At 54.1% G+C, this 17,795-nt stretch carries 17 protein-coding genes; 12 read left to right on the top strand and 5 right to left on the bottom strand.

The window, feature by feature from the left end:
• Positions 1-95 precede the first annotated feature (95 nt).
• The 12 genes from PCH01S_RS04615 to PCH01S_RS04560 all read left to right on the top strand — a co-directional run bounded on the left by PCH01S_RS04615 (position 96) and on the right by PCH01S_RS04560 (position 12,376).
• The gene (locus PCH01S_RS04615) at positions 96-680 is read left to right on the top strand and encodes a YdcF family protein (RefSeq protein ID WP_042227162.1); all 585 of its coding nucleotides are present in this window, start codon (positions 96-98) and stop codon (positions 678-680) included.
• Positions 681-1,034: 354 nt separating this feature from the next.
• Entirely contained in the window at positions 1,035-2,183 is a 1,149-nt protein-coding gene (locus tag PCH01S_RS04610) for a type III polyketide synthase (protein ID WP_042227161.1), read from the top strand.
• Entirely contained in the window at positions 2,170-2,916 is a 747-nt protein-coding gene (locus PCH01S_RS04605; RefSeq protein ID WP_042227159.1) for a methyltransferase domain-containing protein, read from the top strand. The genes PCH01S_RS04610 and PCH01S_RS04605 overlap by 14 nt, the downstream gene beginning before the upstream one ends.
• Positions 2,913-4,088 carry an NAD(P)/FAD-dependent oxidoreductase gene (locus PCH01S_RS04600; protein ID WP_042227158.1) on the top strand — a complete coding sequence of 392 codons (1,176 nt, stop codon included), beginning with the start codon at positions 2,913-2,915 and terminating at the stop codon, positions 4,086-4,088. Before PCH01S_RS04605 ends, PCH01S_RS04600 begins: the two co-directional genes overlap by 4 nt.
• 32 nt (positions 4,089-4,120) lie before the next feature.
• Entirely contained in the window at positions 4,121-6,256 is a 2,136-nt protein-coding gene (locus PCH01S_RS04595) for an MMPL family transporter (protein ID WP_241688705.1), read from the top strand.
• Positions 6,257-6,457: 201 nt separating this feature from the next.
• Positions 6,458-7,894: a hypothetical protein gene (locus PCH01S_RS04590; RefSeq protein WP_042227154.1), complete on the top strand. Its 1,437-nt coding sequence runs from the start codon at positions 6,458-6,460 to the stop codon at positions 7,892-7,894.
• A gap of 125 nt (positions 7,895-8,019) precedes the next feature.
• Positions 8,020-9,456, top strand: coding sequence for an erythromycin esterase family protein (locus PCH01S_RS04585; RefSeq protein ID WP_042227152.1), 1,437 nt, complete (start codon positions 8,020-8,022; stop codon positions 9,454-9,456).
• A gap of 142 nt (positions 9,457-9,598) precedes the next feature.
• Positions 9,599-10,222: an MSMEG_1061 family FMN-dependent PPOX-type flavoprotein gene (locus PCH01S_RS04580; RefSeq protein WP_042227150.1), complete on the top strand. Its 624-nt coding sequence runs from the start codon at positions 9,599-9,601 to the stop codon at positions 10,220-10,222.
• Between the two features lie 311 nt (positions 10,223-10,533).
• On the top strand, positions 10,534-11,124 hold the full coding sequence (locus PCH01S_RS04575; RefSeq protein ID WP_174446779.1) for an AAA family ATPase: 591 nt from the start codon (positions 10,534-10,536) through the stop codon (positions 11,122-11,124).
• Between the two features lie 13 nt (positions 11,125-11,137).
• Complete coding sequence (locus PCH01S_RS04570; RefSeq protein ID WP_042227147.1) at positions 11,138-11,686, top strand: hypothetical protein; 549 nt, start codon at positions 11,138-11,140, stop codon at positions 11,684-11,686.
• A gap of 52 nt (positions 11,687-11,738) precedes the next feature.
• Positions 11,739-12,017, top strand: coding sequence for a protein-tyrosine-phosphatase (locus PCH01S_RS04565; protein ID WP_042227144.1), 279 nt, complete (start codon positions 11,739-11,741; stop codon positions 12,015-12,017).
• Positions 12,018-12,184: 167 nt separating this feature from the next.
• Positions 12,185-12,376 carry a hypothetical protein gene (locus tag PCH01S_RS04560; protein WP_042227142.1) on the top strand — a complete coding sequence of 64 codons (192 nt, stop codon included), beginning with the start codon at positions 12,185-12,187 and terminating at the stop codon, positions 12,374-12,376.
• 40 nt (positions 12,377-12,416) lie between these two features.
• Here the strand turns inward: PCH01S_RS04560 and PCH01S_RS04555 are convergent, their stop codons facing one another.
• The 5 genes from PCH01S_RS04555 to PCH01S_RS04535 all read right to left on the bottom strand — a co-directional run bounded on the left by PCH01S_RS04555 (position 12,417) and on the right by PCH01S_RS04535 (position 17,666).
• Complete coding sequence (locus tag PCH01S_RS04555; protein ID WP_042227140.1) at positions 12,417-13,082, bottom strand: sensor domain-containing protein; 666 nt, start codon at positions 13,080-13,082, stop codon at positions 12,417-12,419.
• A 74-nt stretch (positions 13,083-13,156) separates the two neighbouring features.
• Positions 13,157-13,804: a metal-dependent hydrolase gene (locus PCH01S_RS04550; protein WP_042227139.1), complete on the bottom strand. Its 648-nt coding sequence runs from the start codon at positions 13,802-13,804 to the stop codon at positions 13,157-13,159.
• A gap of 201 nt (positions 13,805-14,005) precedes the next feature.
• Positions 14,006-15,103, bottom strand: a complete 1,098-nt coding sequence (locus PCH01S_RS04545; protein WP_042227137.1) for a Ger(x)C family spore germination protein — start codon at positions 15,101-15,103, stop codon at positions 14,006-14,008.
• Positions 15,096-16,187 carry a GerAB/ArcD/ProY family transporter gene (locus PCH01S_RS04540; RefSeq protein WP_241688704.1) on the bottom strand — a complete coding sequence of 364 codons (1,092 nt, stop codon included), beginning with the start codon at positions 16,185-16,187 and terminating at the stop codon, positions 15,096-15,098. The genes PCH01S_RS04545 and PCH01S_RS04540 overlap by 8 nt, the downstream gene beginning before the upstream one ends.
• Positions 16,188-17,666 (bottom strand): spore germination protein, encoded by a 1,479-nt coding sequence (locus PCH01S_RS04535; protein ID WP_042227134.1) that lies wholly within the window; start codon positions 17,664-17,666, stop codon positions 16,188-16,190.
• Positions 17,667-17,795 lie beyond the last annotated feature (129 nt).

The following is a 17,795-nucleotide window of genomic DNA, read 5'->3' as shown; positions in this document are numbered from 1 at the left end:
TGGCTCTTTACGCGTTTACGAGATCCGAAAGAAACACGGCGTTTGTCTATGGTAAGATAGGGGGGGAATGAACCCGGTAAATGGAGTGAGGCTTTTTGACGAAAAAACAAATCAAACTCATACTTGCCTTCGGCCTGTTTATTGTGCTGATGATCGCGGTGAAAAACGCGGGCTCTTTCCTCGTCTATACGGAAGAACCGGTTAAATCCGATGTGATCCTCGTTCTCTCGGGAGACAGGGGGGAAAGGACGGAGAAAGGAGCCGAGCTGTACAAAAACGGAGCTGCCCCTTATCTCATGTTTTCGGGGGGAGAAGTGTACCGGAATAACAGAATGGCCGATCTCATGAAAGAACATGCCATGGAGCTTGGCGTTCCCGAGCAAGCTATCGTCCTGGAGGACCGGGCGGATAGCACCTACGAAAATGCCGTGTTTTCCAAAACAATCATCGAAAAACATGCGTTCAAATCCGTGACCGTCGTTTCTTCGGATTATCATATGAGAAGGGTTAAGCTTCTTTTCGACCGGGCGTTCAAAGATTCCGGCATTCAGCTCCATTACGTGGCCGCCCCCGACAAAAACTTTACTCCCCGGAAATGGTGGGGCAATAACAAGAGCCTGATGGTTACTTTCACGGAATATTTGAAGTTAACCGGCTATTTTTTCGGCAAAAATTCATAAGTTCGCAAGCCGCGCTTTCTGCGGCTTTTTTTATTTGGCGGGAACGGCATGTGCCGGGTGTCCCGGATAGATGTCCTTCCGAATATGCTGCTGCGCAAAAAAAGAATCCGGATTCGCGCAGCGCAAGGCACCCGGCGCTCGATGCTCGGCGTCACATAAAGGCGGTCAACCGGATGTTCCTTGCCTATGGAGCGGCACGGCACTAATTCCGCGCGAAATGGAGAGCCTGTACTAAGCTTCGCCCGCTATGAATACAGATGAATAGAAGGGCGGATTGAACATGAGAACCGGCCTGCCGTTTTCGCTGTTTCCGGCCGATCCGGCCTATTTATAGACGAGGAGATGAACCGGTAGATGAACCAGACGACTCCTGCAACCGCAATTCTGGGCATAGGCACGGCAGTTCCGGCCTACCCGCTAAAACAATCGGAAGTAGTCCTCCGGTTGACACAGGCTTTGGAACGTTATCCCGATTCCGCCCGCTGGGCCAAACGGCTGTTCAAACAGTGCGGCGTTGAAACCCGGTACACCTGCGAACCCGGTCTTTTGGGACCGGTCTCTTCATGCCGCTATCTGCCCGATACGGAGCCGGGCCTTATCCCGACGACAGCCGAACGGATGGCGCTTTATAAAAGAGAATCGGTGCCGCTGGCGCGTCAAGCGGCCGGACAGGCACTGGCGGACAGCGGTCTTTCCGTCTCGGACATCACCCATCTGATCACCGTCAGCTGCACAGGGCAGTTCCTGCCGGGACTGGACGCCTCGCTTGTAAAAGAACTGGGCTTGTCCAGGGAAATCTCCAGGATTTCGCTTCAATTCATCGGATGCGCGGCGGGACTGCGTGCCGTATGCCTGGCCCGCGAAATAGCGGATTCCGCGCCGCAGGCGAACGTGCTGATCGTAAGCGTCGAATTGTGCACGCTGCATATACAGCCGTCGGGGGATAAAGAAGCTCTTTTCGGAGCGTCATTTTTCGGGGACGGTGCGTCCGCCTGCGTAATCGGGCGCACGGGAAAATCGCGGCAGGGGATATTCGGGCTGGGGAATCACCGGTCCGTGCTCATTCCGGAAGCGGCGGAGGAGATGACCTGGGAAGTCGGCAATTTCGGTTTCGATTTATATTTGTCACCGGCTATCCCCAAGCTTATTACGAACCGGATACCGCAGGAGATCGGTAAACTGCTGGACGGGGAACGCCTTCCCGGGCTGTGGGCGATTCATCCCGGGGGCAAAGGGATCGTGGATGCGATCGAGCAGGTATACGGCCTCACGGAAGAGCAGACTGCGCCCAGCAGACAAGTGCTGCGGGACTTCGGGAACCTCTCTTCCGCAACGATTCTTTTCGTCCTGCAGCAGATGAGGATGCAGCTCCGAACGGCGGGAGCGGACGCCGCCGACGGAATCGCTCTGGCCTTCGGCCCCGGACTTACGGCGGAGCTTATCCGGTTCACCTACATACCGGTAGGCGCTGCGCAGGAGAAAACAGCGCATGCCGCCGTTTGACCGCTTGAGAAGCCGTTCGCCGGAAGCGGAGTACATGGATGATCTCACCTGCGGAGGAGCCGAGCTCACGGAGGCTTTACGGCATCTCCGCAGGCTCAACCGCCTGTTTGCGGCGTCCGGTCCAACCTTGTACGGGATCGAAAAATTGTGGACGGCAGCCGGAAAGCCGGCAGAACTGACCGTGCTTGATGTCGGTTCCGGCTCCGGCGACGTGAACCGTCGCGTGCTCCGGTGGGCGGACGACCGCCAGATACGCATGACCGTCACCTTATGCGATATTACGGAGGAAGCCTGCGAAGAGGCACGGCGTTTGTTCCATGACGAACCGAGAGTGAAGGTCCGGCGGACCGGTTTGTTCGAACTTCCCGAAGGCAGCGCCGATATTGTGACTGGCACCCAGTTTCTCCATCACTTCTCCTCGGACGAACTCCCCGGTGCCGTTCGCGCGATGCTCCGGGCATCCCGCCTCGGCATCGCCGTTAACGATATTCACCGTCACTGGCTGGCTTGGTCCGCCGTCTGGCTGGCTTCCCGCGTCTTATCGGGAAACCGCTATATCCGCCATGACGGACCGCTATCCGTCGCCAAAGGCTTTTCGCCGGAAGATTGGTCCATTCTCGGGAAAGCGCTGGAGACGCCCGGATATCGCGTCTCCTGGAGACCGCTGTTCCGCTATGCGGTCGTGATTCCCCGGCAACCCCAGCCGGATGCGGGATCGGAGCGTAAACCATGAACGTAACCGAGACGGACGTTGCCGTTCTGGGTGCGGGCTTAGCCGGCGCCCTCATGGCCAAAAGCCTGGCGGAGAAAGGATGGCGGACGCTGCTGGTGGACAGGCACCGTTTTCCCCGCCATAAGGTGTGCGGGGAGTTTTTGTCGCCGGAGGTCCGGCAGACGCTGGATGCCGCCGGTCTGCTGGACCGCGTGACGGCCCTTCGCCCCGCCCGGGTAGAGCGGGCGCGGCTGATTTCCGCGGACGGCGGCTATGTCGACATCCCGCTGCCGGGGACCGCTATGGGACTGAGCCGCTTCCGGCTCGACGAAGCCCTGCATGAAGCGGCCGCAGCGGCGGGAGCCCGGGTCCTGACCTCAGCGGCGGTTCTCTCGGTTACGAGGCTCGCCGATGAGAGCTGCGAGGTAAGAGTGAGGAGAGAGGCCGGTATGGAAGTCATCCGGGCCCGTACGGTTATTGCCGCCTGGGGAGCGAACGGGCAGGCCCGCATCGCCAAAGCGGGGCGTACCCGCCGGACTCTGAACCCGTGGAAACGCAGCGCCCCCGACTATATGGGCGTCAAATCTCATTACACGGGAATCGAGATGGAGCCGATCGTCGAGCTGTATCTCTTTCCCGGCGGCTACCTGGGGCTGTGCCCCATAGAAGACGGCCTCGTCAACGTCTCCGCGCTGCTGTCGCGGGAATCGTTCCGCGGCGCGGGCAAGAGCGTGCTCGCGCTGCTGGAAGCCGCCGCGCGGCGGTGTCCCCCGCTTCATTCGAAGCTGAAGCGGGGGCTGCCTGTGCCGGATGCACAGGCAGCGGTCGCGCCGGTGAAGCTGGACCGGCGCTTGAACCCCTGGGACATGATGCCGCGTCTGGGGGATTCATCGGCGATGATTCCCCCGCTGTGCGGAGACGGCATGTCCATGGCCCTCCGCTCGGCGCGGCTGTGCGCTCCCTTGGCAAACGACTATCTGCGGGGGAAGCTCAGCATTGCCGAGTGGGAAGAGCAGTACGTCCGAGCCGTTAAGCGGACGTTCGGGAGGCCGCTGAGGTGGGGACGGCTGCTGCAGTCCTCCCTCAACAGTCCGGCCGCAGTGCGCTTGCTGCTGCGTCTTGCGCAGCTTTCGCCGGGCATGGCCTCCGGATTATTGGAGGCCACCCGGCTGAAGCCCGAAAGAGAATCCTAATCTTCGGGACCTATTCGGAAAGAGAGGAGGGCATGGGCTTGCAAAGACTGGCTGTCCTCTCTTTCCGCTATCCGAAGATTATTCTCGTCTGTTGGGCGGCCTGCCTCGTTTTCTTCGGAGGCTACGCCCACAGTCTATCTTCCGTGCTCAAGGGGCACGGTCTCGACCCCGAAGGCTCGTTCGGCGCGGTCCGTCAGCGGCTGGACGCGGGCTTTAACCGGCCTGCCGAGCCGGTCGTTCTTTGGTTTGAACAGAACGCACCCGGTCCGAAGGAGGAATTTAAAGCTTATATCCGCTCCGTCCTGCGCAGTGCAGAGGGCTTGCCTGGACTGGAGAGGATCGTTTCACCCCTGGATCAGGGGGAAATGCTGCGTTCCGGCATGGCCTATGCGCTGCTGGATATCCGCTTTACCGGTCGGGATGAACAGGCGGTGCTGAGCGAGCTGCGCGGACGCCTGCCCGTTCATCCCGGCTTCGCGTGGAAGCTAACCGGGAAGCCGGTCGTTCAGGCGGATGTGAATACGGCGAGCGAAAAAGACATGAGAAAAGCGGAGCTGATCGGGCTTCCGGCTGCGTTTCTGATCCTGTGGATAGCCTTCGGCGGAGCCGCGACCGCTTTGATCCCGGTCGTGCTCGGATTGGTTTCCGCCGTCGTCTCGATGGGGATCGTTTACTGGATCGGGATGGTGACGGATTTATCCAATTTCGTTCTCAACGTCATTCCGATGGTTGGGCTGGCACTGAGTATTGATTTTTCCCTGATGCTCGTGAGCCGGTTCCGGGAAGAATTGATCTGCGGCAGGGCCGAACCGGCGCTTCGGTTGACTATGCGGACTTCGGGAAGAGCGGTATTGTATTCGGCCGGTTGTGTAGCGCTTGGCCTGCTCGGTATCCTGTTCATCCCTCTTCCGATGTTCGCCTCGGTCGCCTGGGCTGCCTTTACCGTCCTGATTGTCTCCGTTTTCTTGTCCTTTACGCTGCTGCCTGCGGTGTTGTCTTTGCTGCGGACAAGGATCGAAGCGGAGAACGCTGCCCGGTTTCACGGAAACGGCGGACGGTTCTGGCATCGCTTGTCTGTGGGCGTTATGAAAAGACCCCTGCGGATGGCGCTGCTCGCCATCCTGATCGTTTTCATCTGCGTCCTGCCGGTGGGCCGGATGAAGATTGCGGTTCCGGATGCGGCTTCGCTTCCCGCAGGCACGGAATCGCGTGAGGCTGCCGAACGGCTGGCCGCCCGTTTTTCTTCACCGGAAGTCACCCTTCTTCTGGGTGCGAAAGATGCCGGTCCGCACAGCGGACAACCTTTTGACTGGCAGCATGCTTACCGGTTGTTTCAGCAGCTTCAGCGGGACCCGCAAGTGGTCCGGGTGGATTCGATTTTCTCCAGACTGGGCATGAATGGCGAGCAGCTCCGTATTCTTTACGGCGAAAAGCCGGGTGCCGGGAATAACGCCGGCGCGGCATCTTTTTATTTTCATCAAAATCAACTGGTCATGGACGTTTACCTTCGCACCGATCCCGATTCGGAAGAAACGAGACAGTGGCTGCGCAAATGGGAGGCGGCGGGAAATCAAGAGCGGATTCCTTTTCGGCTGGGCGGAGAGAGCAAGTATCGTCAGGAAGTGTACGACGCCATTTTTACGAACCTGTATAAGGTACTGCTGTTTGTCCTCGTTACGAATTTTTTTCTGCTGTACAAGGCGTTCGGGTCCGTATTTATTCCTCTCAAAACGCTGGTGATGAATGTTCTCAGCATTACCGCTTCATTCGGTTTATTGACCTGGATTTTTCAGGAAGGGGCAGTCGACGGCGGCGGCTCTATCGCGATCATGATTCCCGTATTCATCTTCGGCCTTGTATTCGGCATCAGCATGGACTACGGGGTGTTCCTGGTTGCCCGAATTGCCGAGGTTTACCGGCAGACGCAGGACAACGATTACGCGGTTGCGGCCGGACTGGCCTCCACAGGCCGGATCATTACGTCGGCGGCGGCTATCATGATCGCCGTCACGCTTCCGTTTGCGGGAGCGGACGTAGCGGGGGTCAAGCAGCTGGGAACCGGTATTGCGGGGGCCATTTTTCTGGATGCGACCCTGATCCGCATGATTCTGGTGCCTGCCTTGATGAAACTTCTGGGCCGGTGGAACTGGTGGTCGCCTTACAACTAAAAATTACGGAAACCGCAGTTTCTGCGGTTTTTTTGTGTGTTTATAAGGGATTGAGGTTGTTTTTCAATAAGAATTACTTGTCACTTTTTACGAAGTTATAACTATATCGGGGGGATGGGCGTATATTTGTGCTACAATCGAAATAACTTTGTGCCTTACGCTTGATCTCTAGTCCAAACTTCGTGAGTGAGGAGCAACGCTATGTCAGATGATGAACCCGATGATTTACAGGAAACCGGAAGTCTTAAGAAGGCCGAACCGGACGGAATTTCCGCCGGCTCAGACCCTGGAGAGGAACAAGCGCCTCCGGCTCATGAAGCGGTTACCTTCTGGAAGCTGCTTGTCTTCTTCGTACCGCTCGGCATAGCGGCCAGTCTGGTCACGATGTCCCATTCGATCATTAACAGTACGCTTGCACGGGCGCCCGATCCCGAACATGTTATCGCGGGATATGCCATTGCGATGAGCCTTCTGGGAATAACGGAGAAGCCGGCCGTGCTGCTCAGGCAGACGTGTTCCGCGCTTGTCCGCGACCGGGTCTCGTTTCGCGCCATGCGGCGGGTCGCTTTTTACGTATTCGCGTCCATTATGGCGGCCGGACTGATCTTGTCTTATTTGCCGCCCGGAAAATGGCTGATGGGCGCCGTTTTCGGAATCGGGGGCGCACAGCTCGAAAATGTTCTGAACGTGTACCGGATTCTCATGTTCGTCAGCCTGTTTTCCGGGCTGAGATGCCTGTATCACGGCTTGATTATTTATAACAAAAGAACGTTCTGGCTCACGATCGGGATGGTCGTCCGTCTTGTCGGCATGTATCTCGTCGCACAGTATTACATACGGGTACACGGAGTTACCGGAAGCAGCGTGGGCGCGATCATTTTCCTCGTCGGCATGGTGATCGAGAGCGCCGTTGCGGTGTGGGAGGGCAGTGCGCTGCTTAAGCATAAAATACCGGAGAAGAATCCGGAGCATACCGTTGAAAAAACGGGTGATGTTTTCCGTTTTTACAAGCCGCTCCTCTTCTCGTCGTTTATTGCAGTCGTGATCGGTCCTTCGCTAAACGCTTTACTCGGCAAGGCAGGGGATGCGGTTATCGCTATCGCGGCGTTCGCTATCGCTTCCAATTTGACGCAGCTCGTTCAAAGCTTTTTTTCGTATATTCATCAGATTGTCCTGAATTTCTACCGGATTCATCCGGGACGCGTCAAGCGTTTCGTGCTGGTCATCAGCTTTATCCCGTCCGTTCTGATCGGGCTGCTCGCTTATACGGATGCCGGGCCCTGGTTTCTGAACGAAGTCATCGGTGTCGGCGACCGGTTGATGGAGGAAGTGATCCGAACGCTGCGCGTGTTTATGATTCTCACGCTTGTGTTTCCCTGGCTCGATTACGGCAACGGGATTCTTATGCTGCGCCGGGAAACGAGGACGATGGTGTATTCGCAATCGGCCAACGTTACCGTGATGCTCGTCTCGCTTGTTCTGCTGATTGTGATCACGCCGGGCTGGAACGGGGCTATCGGCGCGTTCGCCCAGTCAGTCGGAACGCTGGCTGAGTGTATCGTCGTATTCGCTGCGGTAAAGCGCGGCGGGGGAGAAGCGCTCGTAAGCGGCAGCGCCCCGCGGGAAAAATCCGTCTGATTCTTTCCGAAATTTAAACCAAATTTAAATAAAATCCTTCCTCCTTTTAAATGGCAAGGTTTAGCATAAAAGTGGTCATCCTCGTGATGACGTTTTTACTTACCGGCTTACTAGGGGGAATTTTTTTGTATTCACATCATCTCAAGCTAAAAACCGTCAAAACGACCATCGCCTTGACGATCGCCGCCGTCTGCGCTTTTCCCGCTGCGGGTATGGCAGCCGCCGATACCGCTGGGGACAGCAAGCCGCCTGCAGTCAGCACAACGGAGCAATACGGCCGCAACTGGGCGAACTGGATTCAAAGCCATGCTTACGCCCTGGACCGCATTCAGCCTGAAACAAGCGTGAAAGGCGTCATAGAGAAAGACCGGTTTAAAGATCTGGAATTTCTGAAACCGCTGCTGATCGACAAAAAATTGGTCTACCTCGGTGAAAACACGCATGGGGCGGCGGAATACAGTTCTTCGAAAGTCCGTCTCATTCAATATCTGCACCAGGAGCTCGGTTACGATGTTATCGCTTTCGAATCGGGACTAGGAAATGCGTCAGCTGCCCTTGCCAAAAGCGCCGATTCGACCCCGGAACAAATGATGAAAGAAGCCATTTTCGGAGTGTGGTGGTCCAAGGAGACGCTGCCTCTATTCGACTATATCAAGCAGACTCTCGCAACGGACAAGCCCTTAATCCTGAGCGGATTCGATATGCAGATTCAGTCTCCGTACTCGGAGTTCGTCCGTGACTGGATCGGGTCCAGAGACGCCAAACTGGCCGGAACGTTCGCGGATGCGGAGCAGGAGCTGGGCGATTGGAGCTTCAGTGAAGACGAAGCGGGATACGCCAAGGTGAAACCGCGCCTGCTGGAAACGTATGAGAGCATGAAAACGTTTGTGAAAGAGAACGCCGACAAGCTGAAAGCGGACTATCCCCGCAACCCGCACTTGATCGAGATGACGCAGCGCGTTCTGGATGACCGCATTGAGGTGATTCGTACGTATACCGAAGCGAATATCCGCAGCAACATTGCGCTCAAAAAGAACGATATCTCTCCCTTCCGGGAAACCGTCAGAATGCGTGACGAGATGATGGCGAACAATCTTACCTGGCTTGCCGAACAAATTTATCCGGACAAGAAAATCATTGTCTGGGGACACAACGTACATATCCGGAAGAAAAACTCGGCGGTTTTAAATTCGGGCTACACGGGTCTGAGCCTTATGGGCGAGAGCATGCCGGCCCGTTTAAAGAGACAGAGCTATGTGATCGGCCTGTATACGTATCAAGGCGAAGCCGCCAACAATATGGGGCAGAGCTATCCTATCGTTAAGCCGGAACGGGGCTCTCTCGAAGACATTTTGAAGCAGCACGGGCACCCGTATACGTTTGTAGACATCAAATACCGCAAAGACAAACCGGGAACTTCCTGGATGTTCGAGCCCCGTCTTTCACTCGATTGGGGATTGATGCAGGAAAGCTTCATTCCACGCGACCAATTTGACGGGCTGCTGCTTATTGATACGGTCCATGCGCCGTCTTATATGCGCGGTAAACCGGGCTCGCAGTAGCGCTGCCCTCCCAAAATGCACGGCCGGAATCTGCTCGGGCAGATTACCGGCTTTTTTCGTTCACTCCGAAAAGATGCAAGCTGACGAGAAATTCCGCTATAATAAAAAACATAGTAAAAATGTTCCAGTAAGGGGTGGGCTTGTGAACTATTTTGAGGACCGGATCGAAGCCGAAGCGGAGCTGCGGGAGATGCTGGGGTACCCCAACAAAATCGTGGAAGCGATGAAAATCACGTATATGGAGCGGCACTGCCGGGAGTTTATCGGTCTGTCGCCTATCCTGTTTGCGTCCACGGCCGATCTCCTGGGAAATTGCGACGTTTCGCCGAGAGGCGACGCGCCCGGTTTCGTAAAGGTGCTGGACGATCATCATCTGATTATCCCCGAAAGGCCAGGCAACCGGCGCATGAACACATACCGGAATATCCTGGAGAATCCGCATATCGGACTTATTTTCATTATACCGGGCTTGGAAGAAACTTTGCGGATCAACGGAAAAGCCTGCCTGACGAAAAATCCCGGTCTGCTCGCTCCGCTTGAGGCGCACGGCAAAATTCCGAAGCTGGCGATCGGAGTCGAGGTGGAAGAAGTTTTTCTCCACTGTGCGAAAGCGTTTAAACGGTCCGAACTGTGGGATACGAAAACATGGCCCGGGGCGCTGCCCTCCGTCCCGGAAATGATCGCCGCTCACGCGGGCCGTCCGGATATTACGGCGGATGTGGTTTCCGAAGGGTTGAAGGAAAGCTATGAGAAGAGGATGTATTGAGACTCATCATAATTTGCGTATGCTTCTTAACAATTTCGGCTGCCCCTTAAAGAAACGGGTAAAAGCGCAGCGCCCGGAGCGAATCGTCTTGTATTCGCAGGGATGGCCGAGTACGAGCAGGGAGAAAACTTTTTGTTATTCCGCTGATTAAAAGGATGATTTTTACAGCGCATGAAAGTGAGCGGCGAACTGCTGCGGAATCTGTCCGATTTTAACGCGGTTTTGCTTATTCCGCATAAATACTCGGTGGCCGTGTTGACGCTGGAAAGCTAGATCGGCCTCCGCACATTTTAAGAAAGCGGGTGATTTCCGTGATTATATGGGTGAACGGCGCTTTTGGCTCCGGCAAGTCCCAAACGACGCACGAGCTGCACCGGCGGATACCCGGCTCGTTTTTATACGATCCCGAAAACGCGGGATATTTTATACGCAAAAATGTGCCTCCTTCCACGGCGCTGGATGATTTTCAGGATTATCCGATGTGGCGGGAAAGCAATTACGGCATGCTGAACTACATAAGCGGCAAATTTGACGGCGTTATCCTCGTTCCCATGACTATCGTCAACCCGGTTTACTTCGACGAGATCGTGGGGAGGCTGCGCCGGGATAACAGGACGGTTCACCATTTCGCCCTCTGCGCGTCCAAGGAAACGCTGCTCAAACGATTAAGATCGAGAGGGGAAGGTCCGAATTCGTGGGCGGCCCGACAGATTGACCGCTGCAGGGGGGGACTCTCGCAGGAGGTTTTCCAACATCACGTGGATACGGATTTTCTGACTATCGGCGAAGTAAGCGAGGGGATCGCCGCCATTGCCGGCATTCAGCTTCTCCCCGACAACAGGAGCGCAATCCGGAAGAAGGCCGACCGCCTGCTGACCCAGCTCAAACAAATTCGATTCTAGAAAGGAAGTCGCCGTGACGACCATTCAAAGTATTGTGGGCTTGTTTCTGATCGTGTTCGGAACGTTTATCTCTTTTTCGACAGGCAATCTGCCGGCAGCGTTTATAAGTCTGGTTGGCGGTTTTATTCTTATGTCCTTGTCTAAGCTTGTGGATCTTCAACAGGGGGCGTATCTGAAAGCGCTTGGAGTGCCGATAACGGGCGACCAGTTCCAACTGATTATGAAATATTCGCCGGAATATGCGGTGGAGTCTGCGGATTTTAACGTTTATCCGGAAAGTCATAAGGAATATGCGCTCATTCATCTGGAAGGCGAATTATATTTGTCCGTACAGGTTTTTAAAAACGTGATGACCCGGGTGGAGAACGAGTATACGTTCCGTTTTCCGGGACGGGAGCCCGTCAGCTTTCATCGTACGCTATCGTTATACAAAGGGGCCGAGTTGTTTGAATACGGAGGACTGGCGTTTGTCCGCATTTCGGCATTGAATCTGGTAGGCAGCATCTGCGAAGATCGGCTCCTGCTGAATTTCGCGGTACAGGGGAGAGAGACGGACAATTAAACTATTATTTCTTTGCAGCAGAAACAGATGGCGGAGCTTAACGGCAGAGAAAGTGTTTAACGAAGTAAAAAGTTGGCAGGTCCGTTCCGCCGGAACGGAACAGAACGCGCGAATTAAGGTGACCGAAGGCCACATCGGCTGGGCGGACGTTATTTTCGTCATGGAGAAGAAGCATAAAAGAAGAATTGAGGACAAATTCGGCTCCGTCGTAAGGCAGAAGCGGGTGATTTGCCTGGAGATTCCGGACGATTACGAATTTATGGACGAGGAACTCATCGAACTCCTGGAATCCCGGGTGTCGGACTATTTTCCTCTTACGGAGGACTACTGATTTTTCGGCATGAAGCTTTTATTTTTGCGGCGGAAGGACAGGGTTTGGAGAAGGCTGTCATCTGAGCGCTTATCTTAGCGTTTTATGCGGTTGCCCGGGAAATGAAACGCTTATTTCTTCGATTATTTCCTGAGGGTCAAGCATGCGGAGAATGGAAAGACGCGACTTTGGAGGTAAACGGGGAGAACGGGATCGGCTGGCTGACACTAGCGCTCATCAATGCGGGTCTGGCCCAAGGGAAAAACAGGAGCGGATTAAACTGGTTTTTCATTTCGCTGCTGATCGGGCCGCTGGCTACTCTGCTCATTGTCGTTTGGGATAGAATCCCAAAGGAGCCGGAGCGCAAAAAGATGTATTAAATAAAGAGCTGTCTTCCCCTGAGGGAGACAGCTCTTTATCCTATCGGTACTGCGGAGCGGGCTGATACGCCGGCGCCCCGATGCGGGTCATCTCTACGGCGATAGAGCCCATAAACTGGGCCAGTTTGCGGATAGCGATCATGCCGACAGGAGCGGCCAGGATCCCGAGTCCCGTATAGATCAGGGAAAGCTGCATGGAATCGATCCGTTCGTTCATCAGGAAGAAGTTCAACTGATCGTGAAAAATATCGATGTGGAGAGTCTGAAGAAGAATCCAGTACACAACGGGAGAAACCAGCAAAGCCAGGATGACAGAAGCAATCGAGACCGTGAACGCAAATGCCAGAATGCCAAGGGGCAGGCGGATGAACTGCCAAAGCAGCGCGCTGAACGATCTTGCGTCGACCAGCTCCGCGCCGAGCATGGCCCAGAAGGACTTCCGTTCTCCGCGAAGAGTGCCGCCGGACGCTGCCGCTTCGGTCTGCGGTTCCAGGCCAAGCAGCCGGGAGGCGAGCCGGGCGTCCAGTTCGGTCAAGTTCCGATTAGTCCGCAATACAAACAGAAGAAGCGGGAATCCGATAAAGATGGGCATAAGCCCGATTGACAATGCTATTCCTACGACTGCATACACAAAGCCGAACAGTCCCATGGGAAGCAGAGCAAGCAAATAAAAAAACGACGCTGTCAAATCTGGTGATTTATTCAATGTCTTCCACCGTCCTTATGTGATCTGACTAATAAGACGACGGTGGAGGGCGGTTCCCTTCAAAACATCAAAACCTACAGAAACGGGATTTTGAAAGACTTTTTGTACAGCGGATACAGCCATTTCACGCCGCTTGGCGTCAAGGTATCGGCGAACAGATGGGAGAAGTAGCCCGCGACGGCGACCATCATAATGCCTTCCAACTGGAGCTGTTTCTCCAGCTCCATGCCGATAGCGCCCCACAGTGCCAACGCCCATACCGTGTGCGTCATCCCGCGATGCTTCAACCAGGGAGCCCAGACGACAAAAGCGCCGAGTCCGATCAGCCATCTCATTTGAGTATTCCAGCCCCAATAAATGAGGCCGGCTCCGACCAGACTGACCAGCGCGTTGCGGATGATCCCTTCCTTGGTCACGAAGCCGATCAGAAAAATCATGACCGCGATCGTCATCCGTTCCGGGTAAAACTGATGCTTCGTAACAAAAAGATAGGCCACGGCCGCGACAAGTAAAGCGCCTCCCCATAGAAACACTTCGCGCAGCCATTTGGAAATTTTGCCGAGCTTGCTGCTCAGCATGCTGGGACCGTCCAGATCCGCGCTTAACGCGGAGAAAGCGGCCACCGATATGTACACCGCAAAATTCGTTGGGGTAAAAGGATGAAAAGCGGACGCGGCAAGTCCGATGGCAGTGCCGATTGCGAGATGAGTTGAACCTTTCATAATGCCTCCGTTGACTGACGATGATAGGAATGCAAACGTATGTTTGCTAAAACAGTATACAAGGAAAGCTCATTTCGCACAACCCGTGGAGGAAAAAGTTGCGTTTTGCCGGATATTCGGACTACGGGGAATCAATAAAAAAGGACGCGCACCCCGTCAAAACGGGACTGCCGCGTCCTTTTTTGCTGCATTTGTCTGCGTTCAATCAAAGAAATTACCGAAATTTTTGATATGAAACTCGGCATTGACATGGACTTGTACGGACGGATAGGCCTCTGCCCAGTCCAGCTTCTCCCACTCCGCATACCCCAGTTCGTTCCGGACATACCGGCCAAGCCCGATGCTATCGACGCTGTGTTTTTGCATAAACGAGAGGACCCTCTCGGAATGCTCCGAGATATAGGCCGACATCTTCTTCTCGACCTTGGCGCTGTCATCCGTGCTTAAATTTAGTTTGCCGATATACTCAAGGACGCTTCCATGGACCACCATTCGGATATCCGCATGAAGAACGCCCTCCTCATCCCGGCGAATTTTAATTTTCCGTTTGCTGGAGATGGCGTTGAACATGATGGATTTGGTTTCCTCGTCGTTCAGGGTAAATGAAAATTCGCCCTGCTTCTGATTCTGGTACAGCAGATTGAAAAAGATCATGTCTTTCGTAGGCAGCTTCGTGACATACACATCTTCTTTGAATAAAGCGATCCCGCTGACTTCCAAATCATTACCGGCAATGCGGATGACGGTCGCGATGGGATCGATGCCTTCATCAAAATAATCCCGGACAAATTGATGGAGGAGAATGCGCGGCGTATTCTGAAGCTGGAATTCTTTTTGCAGCAGTTTATCTACATATTGTTCCGTTTTGGGATGCCCTGTGTAGTCCCGGTTGATGATATCGTGCGCTTCGCCTTCCGTCAGGATAATATTGGACCTTTTGGAGATGGAAGGATCGCGCAAGATGGAGTCCATGTTCCGACGCAGCCCGGTTTTGGCCAGTTCGATGCCGTAAAGCAGGTTTCTGAGCTGGCCGCTGACCAGCGCCCGGCTCGTTTTCCGGGATAGCAGGTTTTTCGCCGCTTTGCTGCTCGAAGCTGTAATCGTCAGTATTTCGTCGTACCCGTCCCGGGACTCCCTTTCGATAACCGGGATACTGAGGGTGACTTTCATTTTGTTGTCGGGCGCCCAGTCATAAGCGGCGGATTGGATGTATCCGATCTTTTCCAGTATGTTCTGGTCACTTGAGCATCCGCTAAGGAAAAGCAGCGAAGGAAGAAAAAGACGCCGCATCTTAAACATTCGGCAGACTCCTTTTACGGAAAAGTAGGACAACGAGAGCAAATACCGGGAGAAAGAACGCCAGTCCAATAAGCATGACACTGAGATAACCGAACCACTTCTCCACGACGGTCAGGGTCTGGGCCATATAGGAAATAAATAACGTGGCCACCATGATGGCTGGGGATAGATAGGTCCCTTTTATTTTGGGAACCAGCCTGCTAAGGGTCTCTTTGCTGGACCAGAAATACATGGCGGCCGTAACGAGAACCGAAAACAGAAAAACGCTGTAAAGGAAATTCTGAACGCGTTCCATAAACGGAAATTTCAAATAAGCAAGCAGATCCAGAAGCGGGAAAGTTTGAAGTTTAAGCTGGACATAGCTGAAAACGCCGTAACAGATGAAGGTCACCATAAGATAGACGAACGTAACTACGAAATTTCCGATATAAACTCCCCGCATCCACTTGACGCTCCTGCTTGCGTAGGGCATGAAGAAGAGACTGATCTCGTAACCCATAAACGCGCTGTACATTTTGATGAATCCCTTGACACTGTGCTCTCCATCTTTAAAAAGGGAGGTGGTCAGCCGGACCCAATCAAACTCCGTCGTAAAAGCAAAAAATATCGGGACAAGCAGCAGCAAAAGCAGAGAGAATATGATGTTCGCTTTCGAAATGGTATAAATTCCTTTGAGAAGAAGAAGCAGAACAAGGAGATCGACTACCAGCTTCAACACGATATCGGGCGTAGACGGAAAAATCAGAAGCTGGTAAATGAGCACATACTGCTTGATTACGAGGCACCCGATCATACCGAACACGGACGTCATGAACAGGTAAAGCGGTGCCAGCACCCACTTGGGAATCGTTTTCTCCACGATATCGAAGAAAGACTCTCCCTTGCCTAATTTGTTGACAAGCGAAATCAGATAGATATTGAAGGTGGAGATTACACTGAAGATCAGAAAGGACGCCCATCCGTTCGTTCCGATATACGTGGCTGCGATCCGGGGAAGAGAGAATAACACTACGCCCATCTGCGTATTGAAAACGAGAAATCCGACATGGTGGGTATACAATCTTTCCCTGGACAAAGCAACCACCTACTTTTTGAACTTGTTGTATTTTTTGTTCATCGACAAGGATTGGGAAGGCCGGCTTTTCAGGCTCCAGAAAGGGGCCCGGATAAAGATGTCCTTCCAGTCCTTTAATTTGAGGGGAGCGACGGGCATCGTATATGGAGCGCCCAGGCTCGTTAATTTGGCTAAATGGATGATGACCAGGGCGATACCGGCCATCAGGCCGAAATTGCCCAGTACGCCGGCGGCGATGACCAGACCGAAGCGAATCAGCCGGATGGAAGCGCTCATTGTATAGCTCGGAATCACGTAAGAGGCTATCGCCGAAGAGGCCACCGCAATAATGAGGATATTGCTCGTAAAACCGGCCTGGACGGCCGCTTGTCCGATGACGATACCGCCAACGATACCGATCGTCTGGCCGATTTTGGTCGGGAGCCGGGCCCCGGCTTCCCGGAGCAGTTCAATCGTCGTCTCCATCAGAAGCGCCTCGAAAACGGGCGGGAAAGGGACGCGGCTGCGTGATTCCGTCAGCGTCGTGATCAGATTGTCCGGAATCATCTCATAGTGGTAAGTCGTAACGGAGACGTAGAGAGCCGTAAACGAAATCGTGATGACAAAAGCCGCGTAACGCAGTAAGCGGGTCGCGGTGCCGACCGCCCAACGGCTGTAATAGTCGTCCGGCGAAATAAAAAATTCGAAAAAGGAAGTCGGTCCGCAGATGACCGACGGGCTCTGCTCGACGATAGCGACGACTTTGCCTTCCACAAGTTTGGAGGCCGCAACGTCGGGGCGTTCGGTGTTCAGCATAACCGGGAACACCGAGTTGGGGAAATCGTCGATGAGCTGAACGAGCATGGTCGCATCGAAAATCGCGTCCGTCTCGATGGCCTCTATACGCTGCGTCATCGTGTTGACGTAATCCATGTTGGCGATTCCATCGATGTAGAGGACGAATACTTTGCTGCTCGTAATCTCGCCTACGGTAAACGTTTGAACTTTCAGGTGATTGCTTTTCACCCGCCTGCGGATGAGAGACAAGTTCGCTTCCGGAGATTCCGTAAAAGCGTCGTGCGGGCCGACGATAACGCCTTCCGTCTCCGACTGTTCGATGCCCCGTCCCTCGGGCCCGTAAATATCGACGGCGTAGGCGGTTCCCTGGACGAATAGGGCGGCCCAGCCGCTGAGGATTTTCTTGACAAGGACGCGTTCTTCGGTCACACGGGTAAAAATCGAATTTTGCAGCAGCTCGTCCGTTTCGTCCGCCTGGATATTTTCGAGCGGGGCCAGAATTTCACGCTCGAACAAATCGGGGTCGACCATGTGTTTGAAATAAAAAAGCGTGATCTCCAGCTCCGGAAATTCCCGTTGGGTAAGATCGCTGCAGTCTTTAAACTGTTCCTTGATCCTGGAAAGCACAGGAGGTTCGGCATGAATTTGCCGGATGACGGGCGAAGGGGGATTCGTACTGGAAAGCAGGCGCATCCATTTTTTGAAACGCATAGCCGATCACCTTTCCGGCGGTTTTTCCTATTTTGTGAAAAGAGGGAAGATTTATACCTCCTGTCCCATCTTCCGCTTTAACGCACGACCGAAATCCCGACAACCGCAGAAAGACCGGGAAAGAGCCGA

The organism is Paenibacillus chitinolyticus NBRC 15660 (assembly GCF_000739915.1).
Lineage (GTDB): Bacteria > Bacillota > Bacilli > Paenibacillales > NBRC-103111 > Paenibacillus_F > Paenibacillus_F chitinolyticus.
The sequence above is the reverse complement of the archived record's forward strand: the minus strand, read 5'-3'. Positions and strand labels throughout refer to the sequence as shown.